Raw genomic sequence first — 15,561 nt, 5'->3', positions numbered from 1 at the left:
GCCCGGACCGCCGGGCGGGTATAAAAAGGTTTGCATATGTCCGAGCAGTTTCTCTATTTCCTGCAGCAGATGTTTAACGGCGTCACGCTGGGAAGCACCTACGCGCTGATCGCCATCGGCTACACGATGGTTTACGGCATTATCGGCATGATTAACTTCGCCCACGGCGAGGTCTACATGATCGGTAGCTATGTCTCCTTTATGATTATCGCCGCCCTGATGATGATGGGTATCGACAGCAGCTGGCTGCTGGTCGCCGCCGGGTTTGTCGGCGCGATTGTGATTGCCAGCGCCTATGGCTGGAGCATTGAACGCGTGGCGTACCGGCCGGTGCGTAGCTCCAAACGCCTGATTGCGCTGATCTCCGCCATCGGGATGTCGATCTTCCTGCAAAACTACGTCAGCCTGACGGAAGGCTCGCGCGACGTGGCGCTGCCAAGCCTGTTCAACGGTCAGTGGGTGGTCGGTGCCAGCGAGAACTTCTCTGCCTCTATCACCACCATGCAGCTGGTGATCTGGGTGGTGACCTTCGTTGCGATGCTCGCCCTGACGGTCTTTATCCGCTACTCGCGTATGGGACGCGCCTGCCGTGCCTGCGCAGAAGATCTGAAGATGGCGAGCCTGCTTGGCATCAACACCGATCGCGTTATCGCCCTGACCTTTGTGATTGGGGCAGCGATGGCGGCGGTCGCGGGTGTCCTGCTGGGGCAGTTCTATGGCGTTATCAACCCGTACATCGGCTTTATGGCCGGGATGAAAGCTTTCACCGCGGCGGTCCTGGGCGGTATCGGCAGTATTCCAGGCGCGATGATTGGCGGCCTGATTCTGGGCGTGGCCGAAGCGCTCTCCTCCGCGTATCTGAGTACGGAATATAAAGATGTGGTGTCGTTTGCCCTGCTGATTCTGGTTCTGCTGGTAATGCCTACCGGTATTCTGGGTCGTCCGGAGGTAGAGAAAGTATGAAACCGATGCATTTCGCAATGGCGCTCCTCTCTGCCGCCATGTTCTTCGTGCTGGCAGGCGTCTTTATGGGCGTCCAGTTAGAGCTGGACGGCACAAAACTGGTGGTGGATACCGCCGCCGACATTCGCTGGCAGTGGATATTCATTGGCACCGCGGTCGTGTTTCTGTTCCAGATGCTGCGTCCTGTGTTCCAGAAGACGCTGAAAAGTGTCTCCGGTCCGAAATTCGTTCTGCCGGCTCTCGACGGTTCAACCGTTAAGCAGAAGCTGTTCTTCGTGGCGCTGCTGGTGGCTGCGGTGGCGTGGCCGTTTGTGGTTTCTCGCGGTACGGTCGATATCGCGACCCTGACCATGATCTACGTGATCCTCGGTCTGGGCCTGAACGTGGTGGTGGGGCTGTCTGGCCTGCTGGTGCTGGGCTACGGTGGTTTCTACGCCATCGGGGCCTATACCTTCGCGCTGCTGAACCACTATTACGGTCTCGGCTTCTGGACCTGTCTGCCGCTGGCGGGCCTGGTCTCCGCCGCCGCGGGCTTCCTGCTGGGCTTCCCGGTCTTACGCCTGCGCGGTGACTATCTGGCGATTGTGACCTTAGGCTTCGGCGAAATCGTGCGTATCCTGCTGCTCAACAACACCGAAGTGACCGGCGGCCCGAACGGGATCAGCCAGATCCCGAAACCGACCTTCTTTGGTCTGGAGTTCAGCCGTACGGCTCGCGAAGGGGGCTGGGATACCTTCAGCAACTTCTTTGGCGTGAAGTACGATCCGTCCGACCGGGTGATTTGGCTCTACCTGGTGGCGCTGCTGCTGGTGGTGCTTACCCTGTTTGTGATTAACCGTCTGCTGCGTATGCCGCTGGGCCGTGCGTGGGAAGCGCTGCGTGAAGATGAAATCGCCTGCCGTTCACTGGGCCTCAACCCGACCCGCATCAAGCTGACCGCGTTTACCATCAGCGCCGCGTTTGCCGGTTTTGCCGGTACGCTGTTTGCCGCGCGTCAGGGCTTTGTCAGCCCCGAATCGTTTACCTTTGCCGAATCTGCCTTTGTACTGGCGATTGTGGTGCTCGGCGGTATGGGCTCGCAGTTTGCCGTTATCCTGGCGGCCATTCTGCTGGTGGTCTCCCGTGAGCTGATGCGCGACTTTAACGAATACAGCATGCTGATGCTGGGTGGTTTGATGGTGCTGATGATGATCTGGCGTCCGCAGGGCTTGCTGCCGATGACCCGTCCACAGCTGAAGCTGAAAAACGGGCAAGCGAAAGGAGAGCAGGCATGAGCCAGCCATTATTATCCGTTAACGGCCTGATGATGCGTTTTGGCGGCCTGCTGGCCGTCAACAACGTGAATCTGGATCTGCACAAGAAAGAGATTGTCTCCCTGATTGGCCCTAACGGCGCGGGAAAGACCACGGTCTTTAACTGCCTGACCGGTTTCTACAAGCCGACGGGTGGCACCATCAAGCTGCGCGACCAGCATCTGGAAGGGCTTCCGGGCCAGCAGATTGCCCGCATGGGGGTGGTGCGTACCTTCCAGCACGTGCGTCTGTTCCGCGAGATGACGGTGATAGAGAACCTGCTGGTGGCGCAACACCTGCAGCTCAAAACCGGCCTTTTCTCTGGCCTGCTGAAAACCCCGGCCTTCCGCCGTGCTCAGGATGAAGCGCTCGACCGCGCTGCCACCTGGCTCGACCGTATCGGCCTGCTGCAGCATGCGAACCGTCAGGCCAGCAACCTGGCCTACGGTGACCAGCGTCGTCTGGAGATCGTGCGCTGCATGGTGACGCAGCCAGAAATCCTGATGCTCGATGAACCGGCGGCAGGGCTTAACCCGAAAGAGACCAAAGAGCTGGACGAGTTGATTGCCGAACTGCGCGATCATCACGACACCACCATCCTGCTGATTGAGCATGATATGAAGCTGGTGATGGGCATTTCTGACCGTATCTACGTGGTAAACCAGGGCACGCCGCTGGCAAACGGGACGCCGGAAGAGATCCGCAACAACCCGGACGTGATCCGTGCATACCTGGGTGAGGCATAAGATGGAAAAAGCGATGTTAACGTTCGACAAGATTAATGCTCACTACGGCAAGATACAGGCGCTGCACGACGTCAGCCTGCATATCAATCAGGGCGAAATCGTCACCCTGATTGGCGCGAACGGTGCGGGTAAAACCACGCTGCTCGGCACCCTGTGCGGCGACCCGCGCGCCACCAGCGGGCGGATTGTCTTTGATGGCAAAGATATTACCGACTGGCAAACCGCCAGAATCATGCGTGAAGCGGTGGCGATTGTCCCGGAAGGGCGTCGCGTCTTCTCACGCATGACGGTGGAAGAGAACCTTGCGATGGGCGGCTTCTTTGCTGACCGCGACCAGTACCAGTCCCGCATCAAATGGGTCTATGAGCTGTTTCCGCGTTTGTGGGAGCGCCGTATTCAGCGGGCTGGCACGATGTCCGGTGGTGAACAGCAGATGCTGGCGATTGGCCGCGCGCTGATGAGCCAGCCGCGTTTGCTGCTGCTGGATGAACCGTCGCTCGGTCTTGCGCCGATCATCATTCAGCAGATCTTCGACACCATCGAACAGCTGCGTAAAGAGGGGATGACCATCTTCCTCGTCGAACAGAACGCCAACCAGGCGCTGAAGCTCGCCGACCGCGGCTACGTGCTGGAAAACGGCCACGTGGTGCTCTCCGATACCGGCGACGCGCTGCTGGCAAACGAAGCGGTGCGAAGCGCCTATCTCGGCGGCTAGATAAAAGCAAAAGCAAAAAGGCAACGTCAGTTGCCTTTTTTCATGCAGGGTACCAGACCGCACCGAACTTACCCCAACCGCCTTCACACAACCATCATCCGCCTGACGTTTTGTTGTCATCTCACTGTAAAGAAAAAGTTATTTTTCTGTCATTCGAGCATGTCATGTTACCTCGCGAGCATAAAAACGCGTGATATCGCGCATCCGGCACAATAAGAGAGATGACAATGACATCGTTACGACACACAGCTTTGGGTCTGGCAATGGGGCTGACTTTTGCGGCGAACGCAATGGCTGTCACCACCATTCCGTTCTGGCATTCCATGGAAGGGGAGTTGGGTAAAGAAGTTGACTCCCTGGCGCAGCGTTTCAACGACACCCATCCGGATTACAAAATTGTGCCGGTGTACAAAGGTAACTACGAGCAGAGCCTGAGCGCGGGCATTGCCGCTTTCCGTACCGGTAATGCACCTGCGCTGCTTCAGGTTTACGAAGTCGGTACTGCGACCATGATGGCCTCTAAAGCCATTAAACCGGTCTACGAAGTGTTTAAAGACGCAGGTATCAACTTCGACGAATCGCAGTTCGTGCCGACCGTGGCGGGTTACTACACCGATTCCAAAACCGGTCATCTGTTGTCTCAGCCGTTTAACAGCTCCACGCCGGTGCTGTACTACAACAAAGACGCCTTCAAGAAAGCCGGTTTAGATCCGGAACAACCGCCAAAAACCTGGCAGGATCTGGCGGCGTACACCGCTAAGCTGAAAGCGGCGGGGATGAAGTGCGGCTACGCCAGCGGCTGGCAGGGCTGGATCCAGATTGAAAACTTCAGCGCCTGGCACGGCCTGCCGGTGGCCACTAAAAACAACGGCTTCGACGGCACCGACGCGGTACTGGAGTTCAACAAGCCAGAGCAGGTGAAGCACATCGCTCTGCTTGCCGATCTCAACAAGAAGGGCGATTTCAGCTACTTCGGGCGTAAAGACGAATCCACCGAGAAGTTCTACAACGGTGACTGCGCGATTACGACCGCCTCTTCCGGCTCTCTGGCGGATATCCGTCATTACGCAAAATTCAACTACGGCGTAGGCATGATGCCTTACGATGCTGACGTGAAAGGCGCACCGCAGAACGCCATCATCGGTGGGGCGAGCCTGTGGGTCATGCAGGGCAAAGACAAGGGCACCTACAAGGGCGTGGCCGAGTTCCTCGACTTCCTGGCGAAGCCAGAGAATGCCGCCGAATGGCATCAGAAAACCGGCTACCTGCCTATCACCACGGCTGCGTATGACCTGACCCGCGAGCAGGGCTTCTACAGCAAAAACCCGGGCGCGGATATCGCGACGCGTCAGATGCTCAACAAGCCGCCATTGCCGTTCACCAAAGGCCTGCGTCTGGGGAACATGCCGCAGATCCGTACCATCGTAGATGAAGAGCTGGAAAGCGTGTGGACCGGGAAGAAAACCCCACAGCAGGCGCTGGATTCTGCGGTAGAGCGCGGTAATCAGCTGCTGCGCCGCTTTGAGCAATCAACAAAGTCTTAATCATTTTACCCTCATCCTGTCCCTCTCCCTGTGGGAAGGGCTGGGGTGAGGGCTACCTACGCTGAGCTAAACTATGTCCTCATCCCGTCCGGTGTTCCGTTCGCGCTGGCTGCCGTATTTGCTGGTCGCGCCGCAGCTGGTCATCACCGTTATCTTCTTTATCTGGCCTGCGGGCGAGGCGCTCTGGTACTCGGTACAAAGCGTCGATCCGTTTGGGCTTTCCAGCCAGTTTGTCGGGCTGGACAACTTTACCGCGCTGTTCCACGACAGCTATTACCTCGACGCCTTCTGGACGACCATGAAGTTCAGCGCGCTGGTCACTGTCAGCGGTCTTGTCGCATCGCTCTTTTTCGCGGCGCTGGTGGATTACGTGGTGCGCGGCAGCCGTCTGTATCAGACGCTGATGCTGCTACCTTACGCCGTGGCGCCTGCCGTCGCCGCCGTGCTGTGGATCTTCCTGTTTAACCCAGGGCGCGGGCTGATTACCCATTTCCTGGCGGAGTTCGGCTACGACTGGAACCACGCCCAGAACAGCGGTCAGGCGATGTTCCTGGTGGTCTTCGCGTCGGTGTGGAAACAGATCAGCTACAACTTCCTGTTCTTCTTTGCTGCGCTGCAGTCTATTCCGCGCTCGCTGGTTGAAGCCGCGGCGATTGATGGTGCAGGGCCGGTCCGTCGTTTCTTTAGGCTGTCGCTGCCGCTGATTGCCCCGGTGAGTTTCTTCCTGCTGGTGGTCAACCTGGTTTACGCCTTCTTCGACACCTTCCCGGTGATCGACGCCGCCACGGCCGGTGGCCCGGTGCAGGCCACTACGACGCTTATCTATAAGATCTATCGCGAAGGCTTTGCCGGTCTGGATCTCTCGGCATCCGCCGCCCAGTCGGTCGTGCTGATGTTCCTCGTCATCCTTCTCACGGTAGTGCAGTTCCGTTATGTCGAAAGTAAGGTGCGCTACCAATGATCGAGAACCGTCGCGGGCTGACGATGTTCAGCCACACCATGCTGATTTTGGGCATCATCGTCATTCTGTTCCCGCTGTATGTGGCCTTCGTTGCCGCCACGCTGGACACCAAAGCGGTGTTTGATACGCCGATGACGCTGATCCCAGGCGGGCATCTTTTCGAAAACATGAAAACCATCTGGACCCAGGGCGTGGGCGCTAACAGCGCGCCATTCTGGCTGATGATGCTGAACAGCTTCATCATGGCGTTCGGTATTACGGTGGGCAAAATCACGGTGTCGATGCTCTCGGCGTTCGCCATCGTCTGGTTCCGCTTTCCCCTGCGTAGCCTGTTCTTCTGGATGATCTTCATCACCCTGATGCTGCCGGTCGAAGTGCGTATTTTCCCGACGGTGGAAGTGATCGCCAACCTGAAGATGCTGGACAGCTACGCAGGTTTAACCCTGCCGCTGATGGCCTCGGCCACCGCCACCTTCCTGTTCCGCCAGTTCTTTATGACCCTGCCGGACGAGCTGATTGAGGCCGCGCGTATTGACGGTGCCTCGCCGATGCGCTTCTTCCGTGACATCGTGCTGCCCCTGTCGAAAACCAACCTTGCGGCGCTGTTTGTCATCACCTTTATCTACGGCTGGAACCAGTATCTGTGGCCGCTGCTGATTATTCAGGACGTCAATCTTGGCACCGCCGTGGCGGGCATCAAAGGCATGATCGCCACCGGTGAAGGCACCACGCTCTGGAATCAGGTGATGGCGGCGATGCTGCTCACCCTTATCCCCCCGGTCGTTATCGTTTTAGCCATGCAGCGTGCGTTCGTGCGTGGTTTAGTGGACAGTGAGAAATAAGATGGCAGGTTTAAAATTACAGGCAGTGACCAAAAGCTGGGACAACAAAACCCAGGTCATTCAGCCGTTAACGCTCGACGTGGCGGACGGGGAGTTTATCGTGATGGTTGGCCCGTCAGGCTGCGGCAAATCGACGCTGCTGCGTATGGTTGCCGGGCTTGAACGTGTGACCAGCGGCGATATCTGGATCGATCGCCAGCGCGTGACCGAGATGGAGCCGAAGGACCGGGGCATCGCGATGGTGTTTCAGAACTACGCCCTTTATCCGCACATGAGCGTGGAAGAGAACATGGCCTGGGGGCTGAAAATCCGCGGGATGGGCAAAAGCCATATCGATGAGCGCGTGAAAGAGGCGGCGCGTATTCTGGAGCTGGATGGCCTGCTCAAGCGACGTCCGCGTGAACTGTCCGGCGGACAGCGCCAGCGCGTGGCGATGGGGCGCGCCATTGTGCGTGACCCTGCGGTGTTCCTGTTCGACGAGCCGCTCTCAAACCTTGATGCCAAGCTGCGCGTGCAGATGCGCCTTGAGCTGCAGCAGCTGCACCGTCGTCTGAAAACCACCTCCCTGTATGTGACGCACGATCAGGTGGAAGCGATGACCCTCGCCCAGCGCGTGATGGTGATGAACAAAGGCGTCGCCGAACAGATTGGCACCCCGGTGGAGGTATACGAGAAACCGGCCTCCCGCTTTGTGGCGAGCTTTATTGGCAGCCCGGCGATGAACCTGCTGGAAGGGCGGATCAGCAGCGCCGGTACGCACTTTGAGCTGGAAAGTGGGATGGTGCTGCCCGTAAACGGGTACTATCGTGGCTATGCCGGGCGTAAGATGACGCTCGGTATCCGCCCGGAACATATTAGGTTAACCTCACAGGCGGAAGGCGGCGTGCCGCTGGTCATGGACACGCTGGAGATGCTGGGGGCTGACAACCTGGCGCACGGACGTTGGGGTGAACAAAAAATGGTGGTGCGTCTGGCCCATCAGGAGCGCCCTAAAGCAGGCAGCACGCTGTGGCTGCATCTGCCGGAAAATCACCTGCACGTATTCGACGGTGAAACAGGACAACGTATATGAGTAACTGGCCTTATCCCCACATCGTCGCCCACCGGGGCGGCGGTAAACTGGCGCCGGAAAACACGCTGGCGGCTATCGATATGGGCGCGCATTACGGTCACACGATGATCGAGTTCGACGCCAAGCTATCGAAAGACGGCGAGATTTTCCTTCTGCATGATGACAACCTCGAACGCACCAGCAATGGCTGGGGCGTGGCGGGAGACCTGCCGTGGCGCGATCTGCTGAACGTCGACGCCGGAAGCTGGTACAGCAGCGCGTTCAAAGGCGAGCCGCTGCCGCTGCTGGCAGAAGTGGCCGACCGCTGTCGCCTGCACGGCATGATGGCCAATATCGAAATCAAACCAACCACCGGCACCGGGCCGCTCACAGGTAAAGTCATTGCGCTGGCCGCGCGTGAGCTGTGGGAGGGCATGACGCCACCCCTGCTGTCGTCGTTTGACATTGATGCCCTGGAGGCGGCGCAGGCGTCCGTTCCGGCGTTGCCGCGCGGACTGCTGCTCGACACGTGGCGTGATGACTGGCGTGAGCTGACCAGCCGTTTAGGGTGTGTGTCGATTCACCTGAACCACGCGCTGCTGGATGAGGCACGGGTGAACATGTTGAAAGAAGCGGGGCTGCATATCCTGGTCTATACCGTCAACAAACCCCAGCGCGCGGCGGAGCTGCTGCGCTGGGGGGTGGACAGCATCTGCACCGATGCGATTGACGTGATCGGCCCGAACTTTAGTTCTGCGAAGAATTAAGCATCCCGCCATTCGACGGTGACTGGGACGGCAGCATATGCTGCTGTCCGCTGCCCGACGAGGTCATGCCGCCCAGCATCCCGCCGTTTGGGTTAGGCAGCGGCTGCTCACGCACCTGACCCTGCTGTATGCGCTGGGTGTTGGTGTTCATCTGGTTTTGCAGGCTTTGCTGCTGCATCTGGGTCTGCGTTTTCAACTGCTGGTTTAGCATCCCTTTCTGCTGTTGCTGCTGGCTCATCATCTCCGTTTGCATACGCTGCTGGCTTGGAATGACGTAGCCCTGCTGGTTCGGGTTGTTCATCGTATTGAGTGGCTGTGCGAGCGCGGCAAACGGAAGCAGCGCCGTAAGAATCAGTAAGCGTTTCATTGTCATCTCCCTTCTTTTGAGGCTTCTCTTAAGTTTACCCTGATTTCACCATGACGATGATTTTTTAGGAGTTGTGAACCAGGCTTAAGCGGGGAATATGGCCCTCTTCACCTGGAGAACAATAATGATGAAACCAACGTTTTTGCGCTGGATAGCGATCGCCGCGCTGATGGCAGGCGGCACATTTAGCGTGGCGGCCAACCCGCCAGCGGCTCCGCCAGTCTCGTACGGCGTGGAGGAAGATGTTTTTCATCCCGTGCGGGCAACGCAGGGTATGGTGGCGTCGGTGGATGCGCTGGCAACGAAAGTGGGCGTCGATATTCTCCGGCAGGGCGGTAATGCGGTGGATGCGGCAGTCGCGGTGGGCTATGCGCTGGCGGTGACGCATCCGCAGGCGGGGAACCTGGGCGGCGGCGGCTTTATGATGCTGCGGACCAAAGACGGCAAAACCACCGCCATCGACTTCCGTGAGATGGCCCCCGGACAGGCTTCCCGCGATATGTTCCTTGACGATCAAGGCAACCCGGACAGCAAAAAATCCCTGACTTCGCATCTCGCCTCCGGTACGCCGGGCACCGTCGCAGGCTTCTCCTTGGCGCTGGAAAAATATGGCACCCTGCCGCTCAACAACGTGGTACAGCCTGCGATTAAGCTCGCCCGCGAAGGTTTTGTGGTGAATGACGCCCTGGCTGACGATCTTAAAACCTATGGCAGCGAAGTGATTCCGAATCACGAAAACAGCAAGGCTATCTTCTGGAAAGACGGTGAACCGCTGAAGAAGGGCGATAAGCTGGTGCAGAAGAACCTGGCGAAAAGTCTGGAGCTGATTGCGGAGCACGGCCCGGATGCGTTCTACAAAGGGGCGATTGCCGACCAGATTGCCGAAGAGATGCAAAAGAACGGTGGGCTTATCACCAAAGCGGATCTCGCGGAGTACAAGGCCGTCGAGCGTGAGCCGATTCACGGAAGCTATCGCGGCTATGACGTTTTCTCTATGCCGCCTCCGTCTTCCGGCGGCATTCACATCGTGCAGATCCTCAACATTCTTGAAAACTTCGATATGCACAAGTTCGGCTTCGGCAGTGCGGATGCCATGCAGGTGATGGCAGAGGCGGAAAAACGCGCCTACGCCGACCGTTCAGAATACCTGGGCGACCCGGACTTCGTGAAGGTGCCGTGGCAGGCGCTGACCAATAAAGCCTATGCCAAATCGATTGCTGATGAGATTGACATCAACAAGGCCAAACCGTCGAGCGAGATCCGCCCGGGCAAGCTGGCACCGTATGAGAGCAACCAGACCACCCACTTCTCGGTGGTGGATAAAGACGGTAACGCGGTGGCGGTGACCTATACCCTCAACACCACCTTTGGTACAGGCATCGTGGCAGGCAACAGCGGGATTCTGCTCAATAACGAGATGGATGACTTCTCGGCCAAACCGGGCGTGCCGAACGTCTACGGACTGGTGGGTGGGGATGCGAATGCGGTCGGACCGAAGAAGCGTCCGCTGTCGTCCATGTCGCCTACCATCGTGGTCAAAGACGGTAAAACCTGGCTGGTGACAGGCAGCCCTGGCGGCAGCCGTATTATCACCACGGTGCTGCAGATGGTGGTGAACAGCATCGACTTTGGAATGAATGTCGCCGAAGCGACGAACGCACCGCGTTTCCACCATCAGTGGCTGCCGGACGAGCTGCGTGTTGAGAAGGGCTTTAGCCCGGACACCTTAAAACTGCTGGAGCAGCGCGGACAGAAGGTGGCGCTGAAAGAGGCAATGGGCAGCACCCAGAGCATTATGGTCGGCCCGGACGGCACGCTGTTTGGGGCCTCGGATCCGCGTTCGGTGGATGATTTGACGGCGGGGTTCTGATTTTATTGCCCGGTAAGCGTCGCGCTACCGGGCAATTTATCACTTCAGCCGCGCCATGTAATACGCGTCCACATAGTCGCCGTTACGCAGGGCGAAGTTCCTGCCGGTCCCTTCGATTTCAAACCCAAACTTCTTATACAGCGCCAGTGCCGCAGGGTTATCCGCAAAAACCGTGAGCTCAATGCGTTCAATGCGCAACCAGTTGTCGCAGAGATTGACCATTTCGCGCATGAGCGCATGACCCACACCGCGTCCCTGTACATCAGCGGCCACGCTAATGCCGAACGTTGCAACGTGGCTGCGGCGGGGATTTTCCATCACATCGAGTGCCATATGGCCAACCACTCGCTGGTCAAGACAGGCGACGAGATGCCGTCTTCCCGGTTTCGTCGCGACCCGGTCATGCCACATATCCATTGAGGGATGGGGAAGTTGTAGCGTGTCGTGATACACCCCAGGATGCGACATAATGTCACGTAACGCTTCTGCATCGCGGGCTTCGATATGGCGTATCACAATCTCACTCATTCCTTCATCCTCAGTCAGTTAAACGTCCATTCCAACATCAGTGAGATTAAAATTTGAGTCAACTGCTAATTTTTGCAAAAAAGATTGGACAAGTGCGAATGAGAATGATTATTATTGCTCTGCGTTCAGGAAGACCCCTACGGGAACCTGAAAGCACGACATTGCTCACATTGCTTCCAGTATTACTTTAGCCAGCTTTTCGCTGGCTTTTTTTTGTCTTTTTTCGCCCGCTCCCCGTGCAAGAGGGCTGGGGTGAGGGCAAAACTTGCGCTATGGTTGCACTCAGTAACCTTAAAAAGGACTGAGCCATGACATTACATTGCGCATTTATTGGATTTGGCAAAAGCACCACGCGTTACCACCTTCCGTATGTTCTCAACCGCAAAGACAGCTGGCACGTTGCACATATCTACCGGCGTCGCGCGAAGCCGGAAGAGCAGTCTCCCCAGTACTCCCATATTCATTTCACCTGCGATCTTGATGAGGTCCTCAACGATCCGCAGGTCAAACTGGTGATTGTCTGTACCCACGCTGACAGCCATTTCGAGTACGCAAAACGCGCGCTGGAGGCGGGCAAAAACGTGCTGGTGGAAAAGCCGTTTACCCCGACAATGACAGAGGCGAAAACGTTGTTTGACCTGGCGAAGCGCAAAGGGCTGACCGTCACGCCGTACCAAAACCGCCGCTTTGACAGCTGCTTCCTGACGGCAAAAAAAGTGATTGAGAGCGGTAAACTGGGTGACATCGTCGAGATTGAAAGCCACTTTGATTACTACCGTCCGGTGGCCGAAACGCATCCCGGCCTGCCACAGGACGGCTCGTTCTATGGTCTCGGCGTGCACACCATGGACCAGGTAATCTCCCTGTTTGGCCGACCGGACCATGTGGCGTATGACATTCGCAGCCTGCGTAACAAAGCCAATCCGGATGACACCTTCGAAGCCCAGCTGTTTTACGGCGATCTGAAAGCCATCGTCAAAACCAGCCATCTGGTGAAAATTGACTACCCGAAATTTATTGTGCATGGCACCAGAGGCTCGTTTATCAAGTACGGTATCGACCAGCAGGAGACCAGCCTGAAGGCGAACATTATGCCCGGCGACCCGGGGTTTGCGGCGGATGACTCCGTGGGCGTTCTGGAGTACGTCAACGAAGAGGGCATCACCGTTAGAGAGGACGTGAAACCCGAAGCGGGTGACTATGGCCGCGTTTACGATGCGCTGTATGAGACCCTGACTAACGGTGCGCCCAATTACGTCAAGGAATCTGAAGTTATGACCAATCTCGAACTCCTTGAACGGGCCTTCGAACAGGCCTCTCCTGCCACGATAACCCTCGCCAGATAAGAAATTATGACTCCTCTTTGCTTGTTCTAAATTTTTGAACAGAGGAGTCAATTTTCACCCTCTATGATCCCAGGCCGTTTGCGTCCACACTTACTCCATCGAAACGAACTGAGGGTGAAACAATGATCTACTTACGCAAAGCAAACGAACGTGGTCACGCGAATCATGGCTGGCTGGACTCATGGCATTCATTCTCGTTTGCTGACTACTACGACCCGAACTTTATGGGCTTCTCCGCACTGCGCGTCATTAACGATGACGTGATTGATGCAGGCCAGGGCTTCGGTACCCACCCGCACAAAGACATGGAAATCCTGACGTATGTGCTGGAAGGGGCGGTTGAGCACCAGGACAGCATGGGCAACAAAGAGCAGGTTCCGGCGGGCGAGTTCCAGATTATGAGTGCGGGTACCGGGGTGCGTCACTCTGAATACAACCCAAGCAAAACGGAAAAACTGCACCTGTATCAAATCTGGATCATTCCGGAAGAAACCGGCATCACCCCGCGCTACGAACAGCGCCGCTTTGATGCTAAACAGGGCAAACAGCTGGTGCTCTCTCCGGATGCGCGTGACGGTTCGCTGAAAGTGCACCAGGATATGGAACTGTACCGCTGGGCGCTGGCAAAAGACGAACAGTCTGTCCATCAGATTGCCGCTAACCGCCGCGTCTGGATCCAGGTGGTGAAAGGCGAGGTGTCTATTAACGGCACGAAAGCTACCACGGCGGATGGTCTGGCAATCTGGGATGAGCAGGCACTGTCCGTGCATGCCGACAGTGAAAGCGAAATTCTGCTGTTTGATCTGCCACCGGTGTAATAAATCATAAATAAATGCCCATCCTTCCCTTTGACAGGGGAAGGATGGGCTTTGTCCGTGATAAACTGAGCAAATCTATCACTTACGATTTCTCAGGACGATGAAAAAGAAACGCCCCGTACTTCAGGATGTAGCCGATCGCGTCGGTGTGACCAAAATGACGGTCAGCCGGTTTTTACGTAACCCGGAACAGGTTTCCGTGGCGTTGCGTGGCAAGATTGCCGCTGCCCTCGATGAACTGGGGTATATCCCTAACCGCGCCCCCGATATTCTTTCGAATGCGACCAGCCGCGCGGTTGGCGTCCTCCTGCCTTCCTTAACCAACCAGGTTTTTGCCGAAGTGTTGCGCGGCATTGAAAGCGTGACCGATGCCTTTGGCTATCAGACCATGCTCGCCCACTATGGGTACAAGCCGGAACTGGAAGAAGAACGTCTTGAGTCCATGCTCTCCTGGAACATCGACGGTCTGATTTTAACCGAACGTACTCACACCCCCCGTACGCTAAAAATGATTGAAGTGGCAGGCATTCCGGTGGTGGAGCTGATGGACAGCCAGTCGCCGTGTCTCGATATTGCGGTGGGCTTTGATAACTTCGAAGCGGCGCGCCAGATGACGGCGGCTATCATTGCCCGCGGCCATCGCCATATTGCCTACCTGGGTGCACGTCTGGATGAACGTACTATCATCAAACAGAAGGGTTACGAGCAGGCAATGCTCGACGCCGGTTTAACACCATACAGCGTGATGGTTGAGCAGTCGTCATCCTATACGTCGGGTATTGAGCTGATGCGTCAGGCACGACGCGAGTATCCGCAACTGGACGGTATTTTCTGTACCAACGATGACCTTGCGGTCGGTGCAGCGTTCGAATGCCAGCGTCTGGGGCTGAAGATCCCCGAAGACATGGCGATTGCCGGTTTCCACGGCCACGACATCGGCCAGGTGATGGAACCCCGTCTGGCGAGCGTCCTGACACCGCGTGAACGTATGGGCCGTATTGGCGCAGAACGCCTGCTGGCGCGCATACGTGGCGAGACGGTGACGCCGAAAATGTTAGATTTAGGTTTCACCTTGTCACCGGGTGGATCTATTTAAGCTGACAAATTTGAAGTGGGTCACACTTATTCACTTCGCGCACGTTTGGATATTGCTTCTCTTTTGCCCCGGCAGGACAATGTTACCGATAACTGTTACCCGTAACAATTGACTGAGGGACACCCTTTGAGCACGACTAATCATGATCACCACGTTTACGTCCTGATGGGCGTTTCCGGTAGCGGTAAATCTGCCGTGGCCAGCGAAGTGGCGCATCAACTTCATGCGGCGTTTCTTGATGGCGACTTCCTCCATCCGCGCAGCAATATCATGAAAATGGCCTCCGGCGAGCCGCTGAACGATGACGACCGCAAACCGTGGTTGCAGGCGCTGAATGACGCCGCGTTCGCGATGCAGCGTACCAACAAGGTCTCCCTGATCGTCTGCTCCGCGCTGAAAAAAACCTACCGCGACCTGCTGCGTGACGGCAACCCGAACCTCTCTTTCATCTACCTGAAAGGCGATTTCGAGGTGATTGAGAGCCGTCTGAAGGCGCGTAAAGGCCACTTCTTCAAAACCCAGATGCTGGTGACGCAGTTCGAAGCGTTGCAGGAGCCGGGTGACGATGAGAAAGACGTCTTAGTGGTTGATATCGATCAGTCACTGGAGGGTGTTGTTGCCAGCACCATCGAGGTCATTAATAAAAGGCAGTAAG

The 15,561-nt window shown here is 56.9% G+C and carries 16 protein-coding genes; 14 read left to right on the top strand and 2 right to left on the bottom strand.

What is annotated here, in order from left to right:
- Window positions 1–36 precede the first annotated feature (36 nt).
- From livH to ugpQ, 9 genes are all read left to right on the top strand, one after another.
- A complete protein-coding gene (gene livH / locus HV242_RS21885; RefSeq protein WP_020884547.1) occupies window positions 37–963 on the top strand; it encodes a high-affinity branched-chain amino acid ABC transporter permease LivH in 927 nt (308 codons plus the stop codon).
- Window positions 960–2,237 carry a branched chain amino acid ABC transporter permease LivM gene (gene livM, locus HV242_RS21880; protein ID WP_014172003.1) on the top strand — a complete coding sequence of 426 codons (1,278 nt, stop codon included), beginning with the start codon at window positions 960–962 and terminating at the stop codon, window positions 2,235–2,237. The genes livH and livM overlap by 4 nt, the downstream gene beginning before the upstream one ends.
- A complete protein-coding gene (gene livG, locus HV242_RS21875; RefSeq protein ID WP_014172002.1) occupies window positions 2,234–3,001 on the top strand; it encodes a high-affinity branched-chain amino acid ABC transporter ATP-binding protein LivG in 768 nt (255 codons plus the stop codon). The genes livM and livG overlap by 4 nt, the downstream gene beginning before the upstream one ends.
- 1 nt (window position 3,002) lies before the next feature.
- Entirely contained in the window at window positions 3,003–3,716 is a 714-nt protein-coding gene (livF, locus tag HV242_RS21870) for a high-affinity branched-chain amino acid ABC transporter ATP-binding protein LivF (RefSeq protein ID WP_181616870.1), read from the top strand.
- 227 nt (window positions 3,717–3,943) lie between these two features.
- Window positions 3,944–5,260 (top strand): sn-glycerol-3-phosphate ABC transporter substrate-binding protein UgpB, encoded by a 1,317-nt coding sequence (gene ugpB, locus HV242_RS21865; protein WP_032679132.1) that lies wholly within the window; start codon window positions 3,944–3,946, stop codon window positions 5,258–5,260.
- Window positions 5,261–5,333: 73 nt separating this feature from the next.
- Window positions 5,334–6,221 (top strand): sn-glycerol-3-phosphate ABC transporter permease UgpA, encoded by an 888-nt coding sequence (gene ugpA, locus HV242_RS21860; protein WP_014171998.1) that lies wholly within the window; start codon window positions 5,334–5,336, stop codon window positions 6,219–6,221.
- On the top strand, window positions 6,218–7,063 hold the full coding sequence (gene ugpE / locus HV242_RS21855) for a sn-glycerol-3-phosphate ABC transporter permease UgpE (protein ID WP_050737699.1): 846 nt from the start codon (window positions 6,218–6,220) through the stop codon (window positions 7,061–7,063). Before ugpA ends, ugpE begins: the two co-directional genes overlap by 4 nt.
- A 1-nt stretch (window position 7,064) precedes the next feature.
- Window positions 7,065–8,135, top strand: a complete 1,071-nt coding sequence (locus HV242_RS21850) for a sn-glycerol-3-phosphate import ATP-binding protein UgpC (RefSeq protein ID WP_050737698.1) — start codon at window positions 7,065–7,067, stop codon at window positions 8,133–8,135.
- Window positions 8,132–8,881, top strand: a complete 750-nt coding sequence (ugpQ, locus tag HV242_RS21845) for a glycerophosphodiester phosphodiesterase (protein ID WP_050737697.1) — start codon at window positions 8,132–8,134, stop codon at window positions 8,879–8,881. The genes HV242_RS21850 and ugpQ overlap by 4 nt, the downstream gene beginning before the upstream one ends.
- Here ugpQ and HV242_RS21840 read toward each other — a convergent pair.
- Window positions 8,862–9,248, bottom strand: a complete 387-nt coding sequence (locus HV242_RS21840) for a DUF2756 family protein (RefSeq protein WP_020884553.1) — start codon at window positions 9,246–9,248, stop codon at window positions 8,862–8,864. The two genes, ugpQ and HV242_RS21840, sit on opposite strands and share 20 nt — an antisense overlap.
- A 127-nt stretch (window positions 9,249–9,375) precedes the next feature.
- On the opposite strand from HV242_RS21840, the gene ggt reads away from it, so the two are divergent.
- Window positions 9,376–11,118 carry a gamma-glutamyltransferase gene (gene ggt, locus HV242_RS21835; protein ID WP_044866049.1) on the top strand — a complete coding sequence of 581 codons (1,743 nt, stop codon included), beginning with the start codon at window positions 9,376–9,378 and terminating at the stop codon, window positions 11,116–11,118.
- A 39-nt stretch (window positions 11,119–11,157) separates the two neighbouring features.
- On the opposite strand, the gene yhhY is transcribed toward ggt, so the two are convergent.
- Window positions 11,158–11,646: an N-acetyltransferase gene (gene yhhY / locus HV242_RS21830; RefSeq protein ID WP_044866036.1), complete on the bottom strand. Its 489-nt coding sequence runs from the start codon at window positions 11,644–11,646 to the stop codon at window positions 11,158–11,160.
- Window positions 11,647–11,954: 308 nt separating this feature from the next.
- Here yhhY and HV242_RS21825 point away from each other — a divergent pair, with 308 nt between their 5' ends.
- The 4 genes from HV242_RS21825 (at window position 11,955) to gntK (ending at window position 15,560) form a co-directional block, all read left to right on the top strand.
- Window positions 11,955–12,992, top strand: a complete 1,038-nt coding sequence (locus HV242_RS21825; protein WP_050737696.1) for an oxidoreductase — start codon at window positions 11,955–11,957, stop codon at window positions 12,990–12,992.
- A gap of 122 nt (window positions 12,993–13,114) precedes the next feature.
- Window positions 13,115–13,810 (top strand): pirin family protein, encoded by a 696-nt coding sequence (locus HV242_RS21820; protein WP_014171990.1) that lies wholly within the window; start codon window positions 13,115–13,117, stop codon window positions 13,808–13,810.
- 100 nt (window positions 13,811–13,910) lie between these two features.
- The gene (gene gntR / locus HV242_RS21815) at window positions 13,911–14,906 is read left to right on the top strand and encodes a gluconate operon transcriptional repressor GntR (RefSeq protein WP_014171989.1); all 996 of its coding nucleotides are present in this window, start codon (window positions 13,911–13,913) and stop codon (window positions 14,904–14,906) included.
- A gap of 126 nt (window positions 14,907–15,032) precedes the next feature.
- Window positions 15,033–15,560 carry a gluconokinase gene (gene gntK / locus HV242_RS21810; protein ID WP_020884556.1) on the top strand — a complete coding sequence of 176 codons (528 nt, stop codon included), beginning with the start codon at window positions 15,033–15,035 and terminating at the stop codon, window positions 15,558–15,560.
- The last annotated feature ends 1 nt before the right edge of the window (window position 15,561 follow it).

This window comes from Enterobacter sp. RHBSTW-00593 (genome assembly GCF_013784105.1).
Classification (GTDB): domain Bacteria; phylum Pseudomonadota; class Gammaproteobacteria; order Enterobacterales; family Enterobacteriaceae; genus Enterobacter; species Enterobacter ludwigii.
The sequence above is the reverse complement of the archived record's forward strand: the minus strand, read 5'-3'. Positions and strand labels throughout refer to the sequence as shown.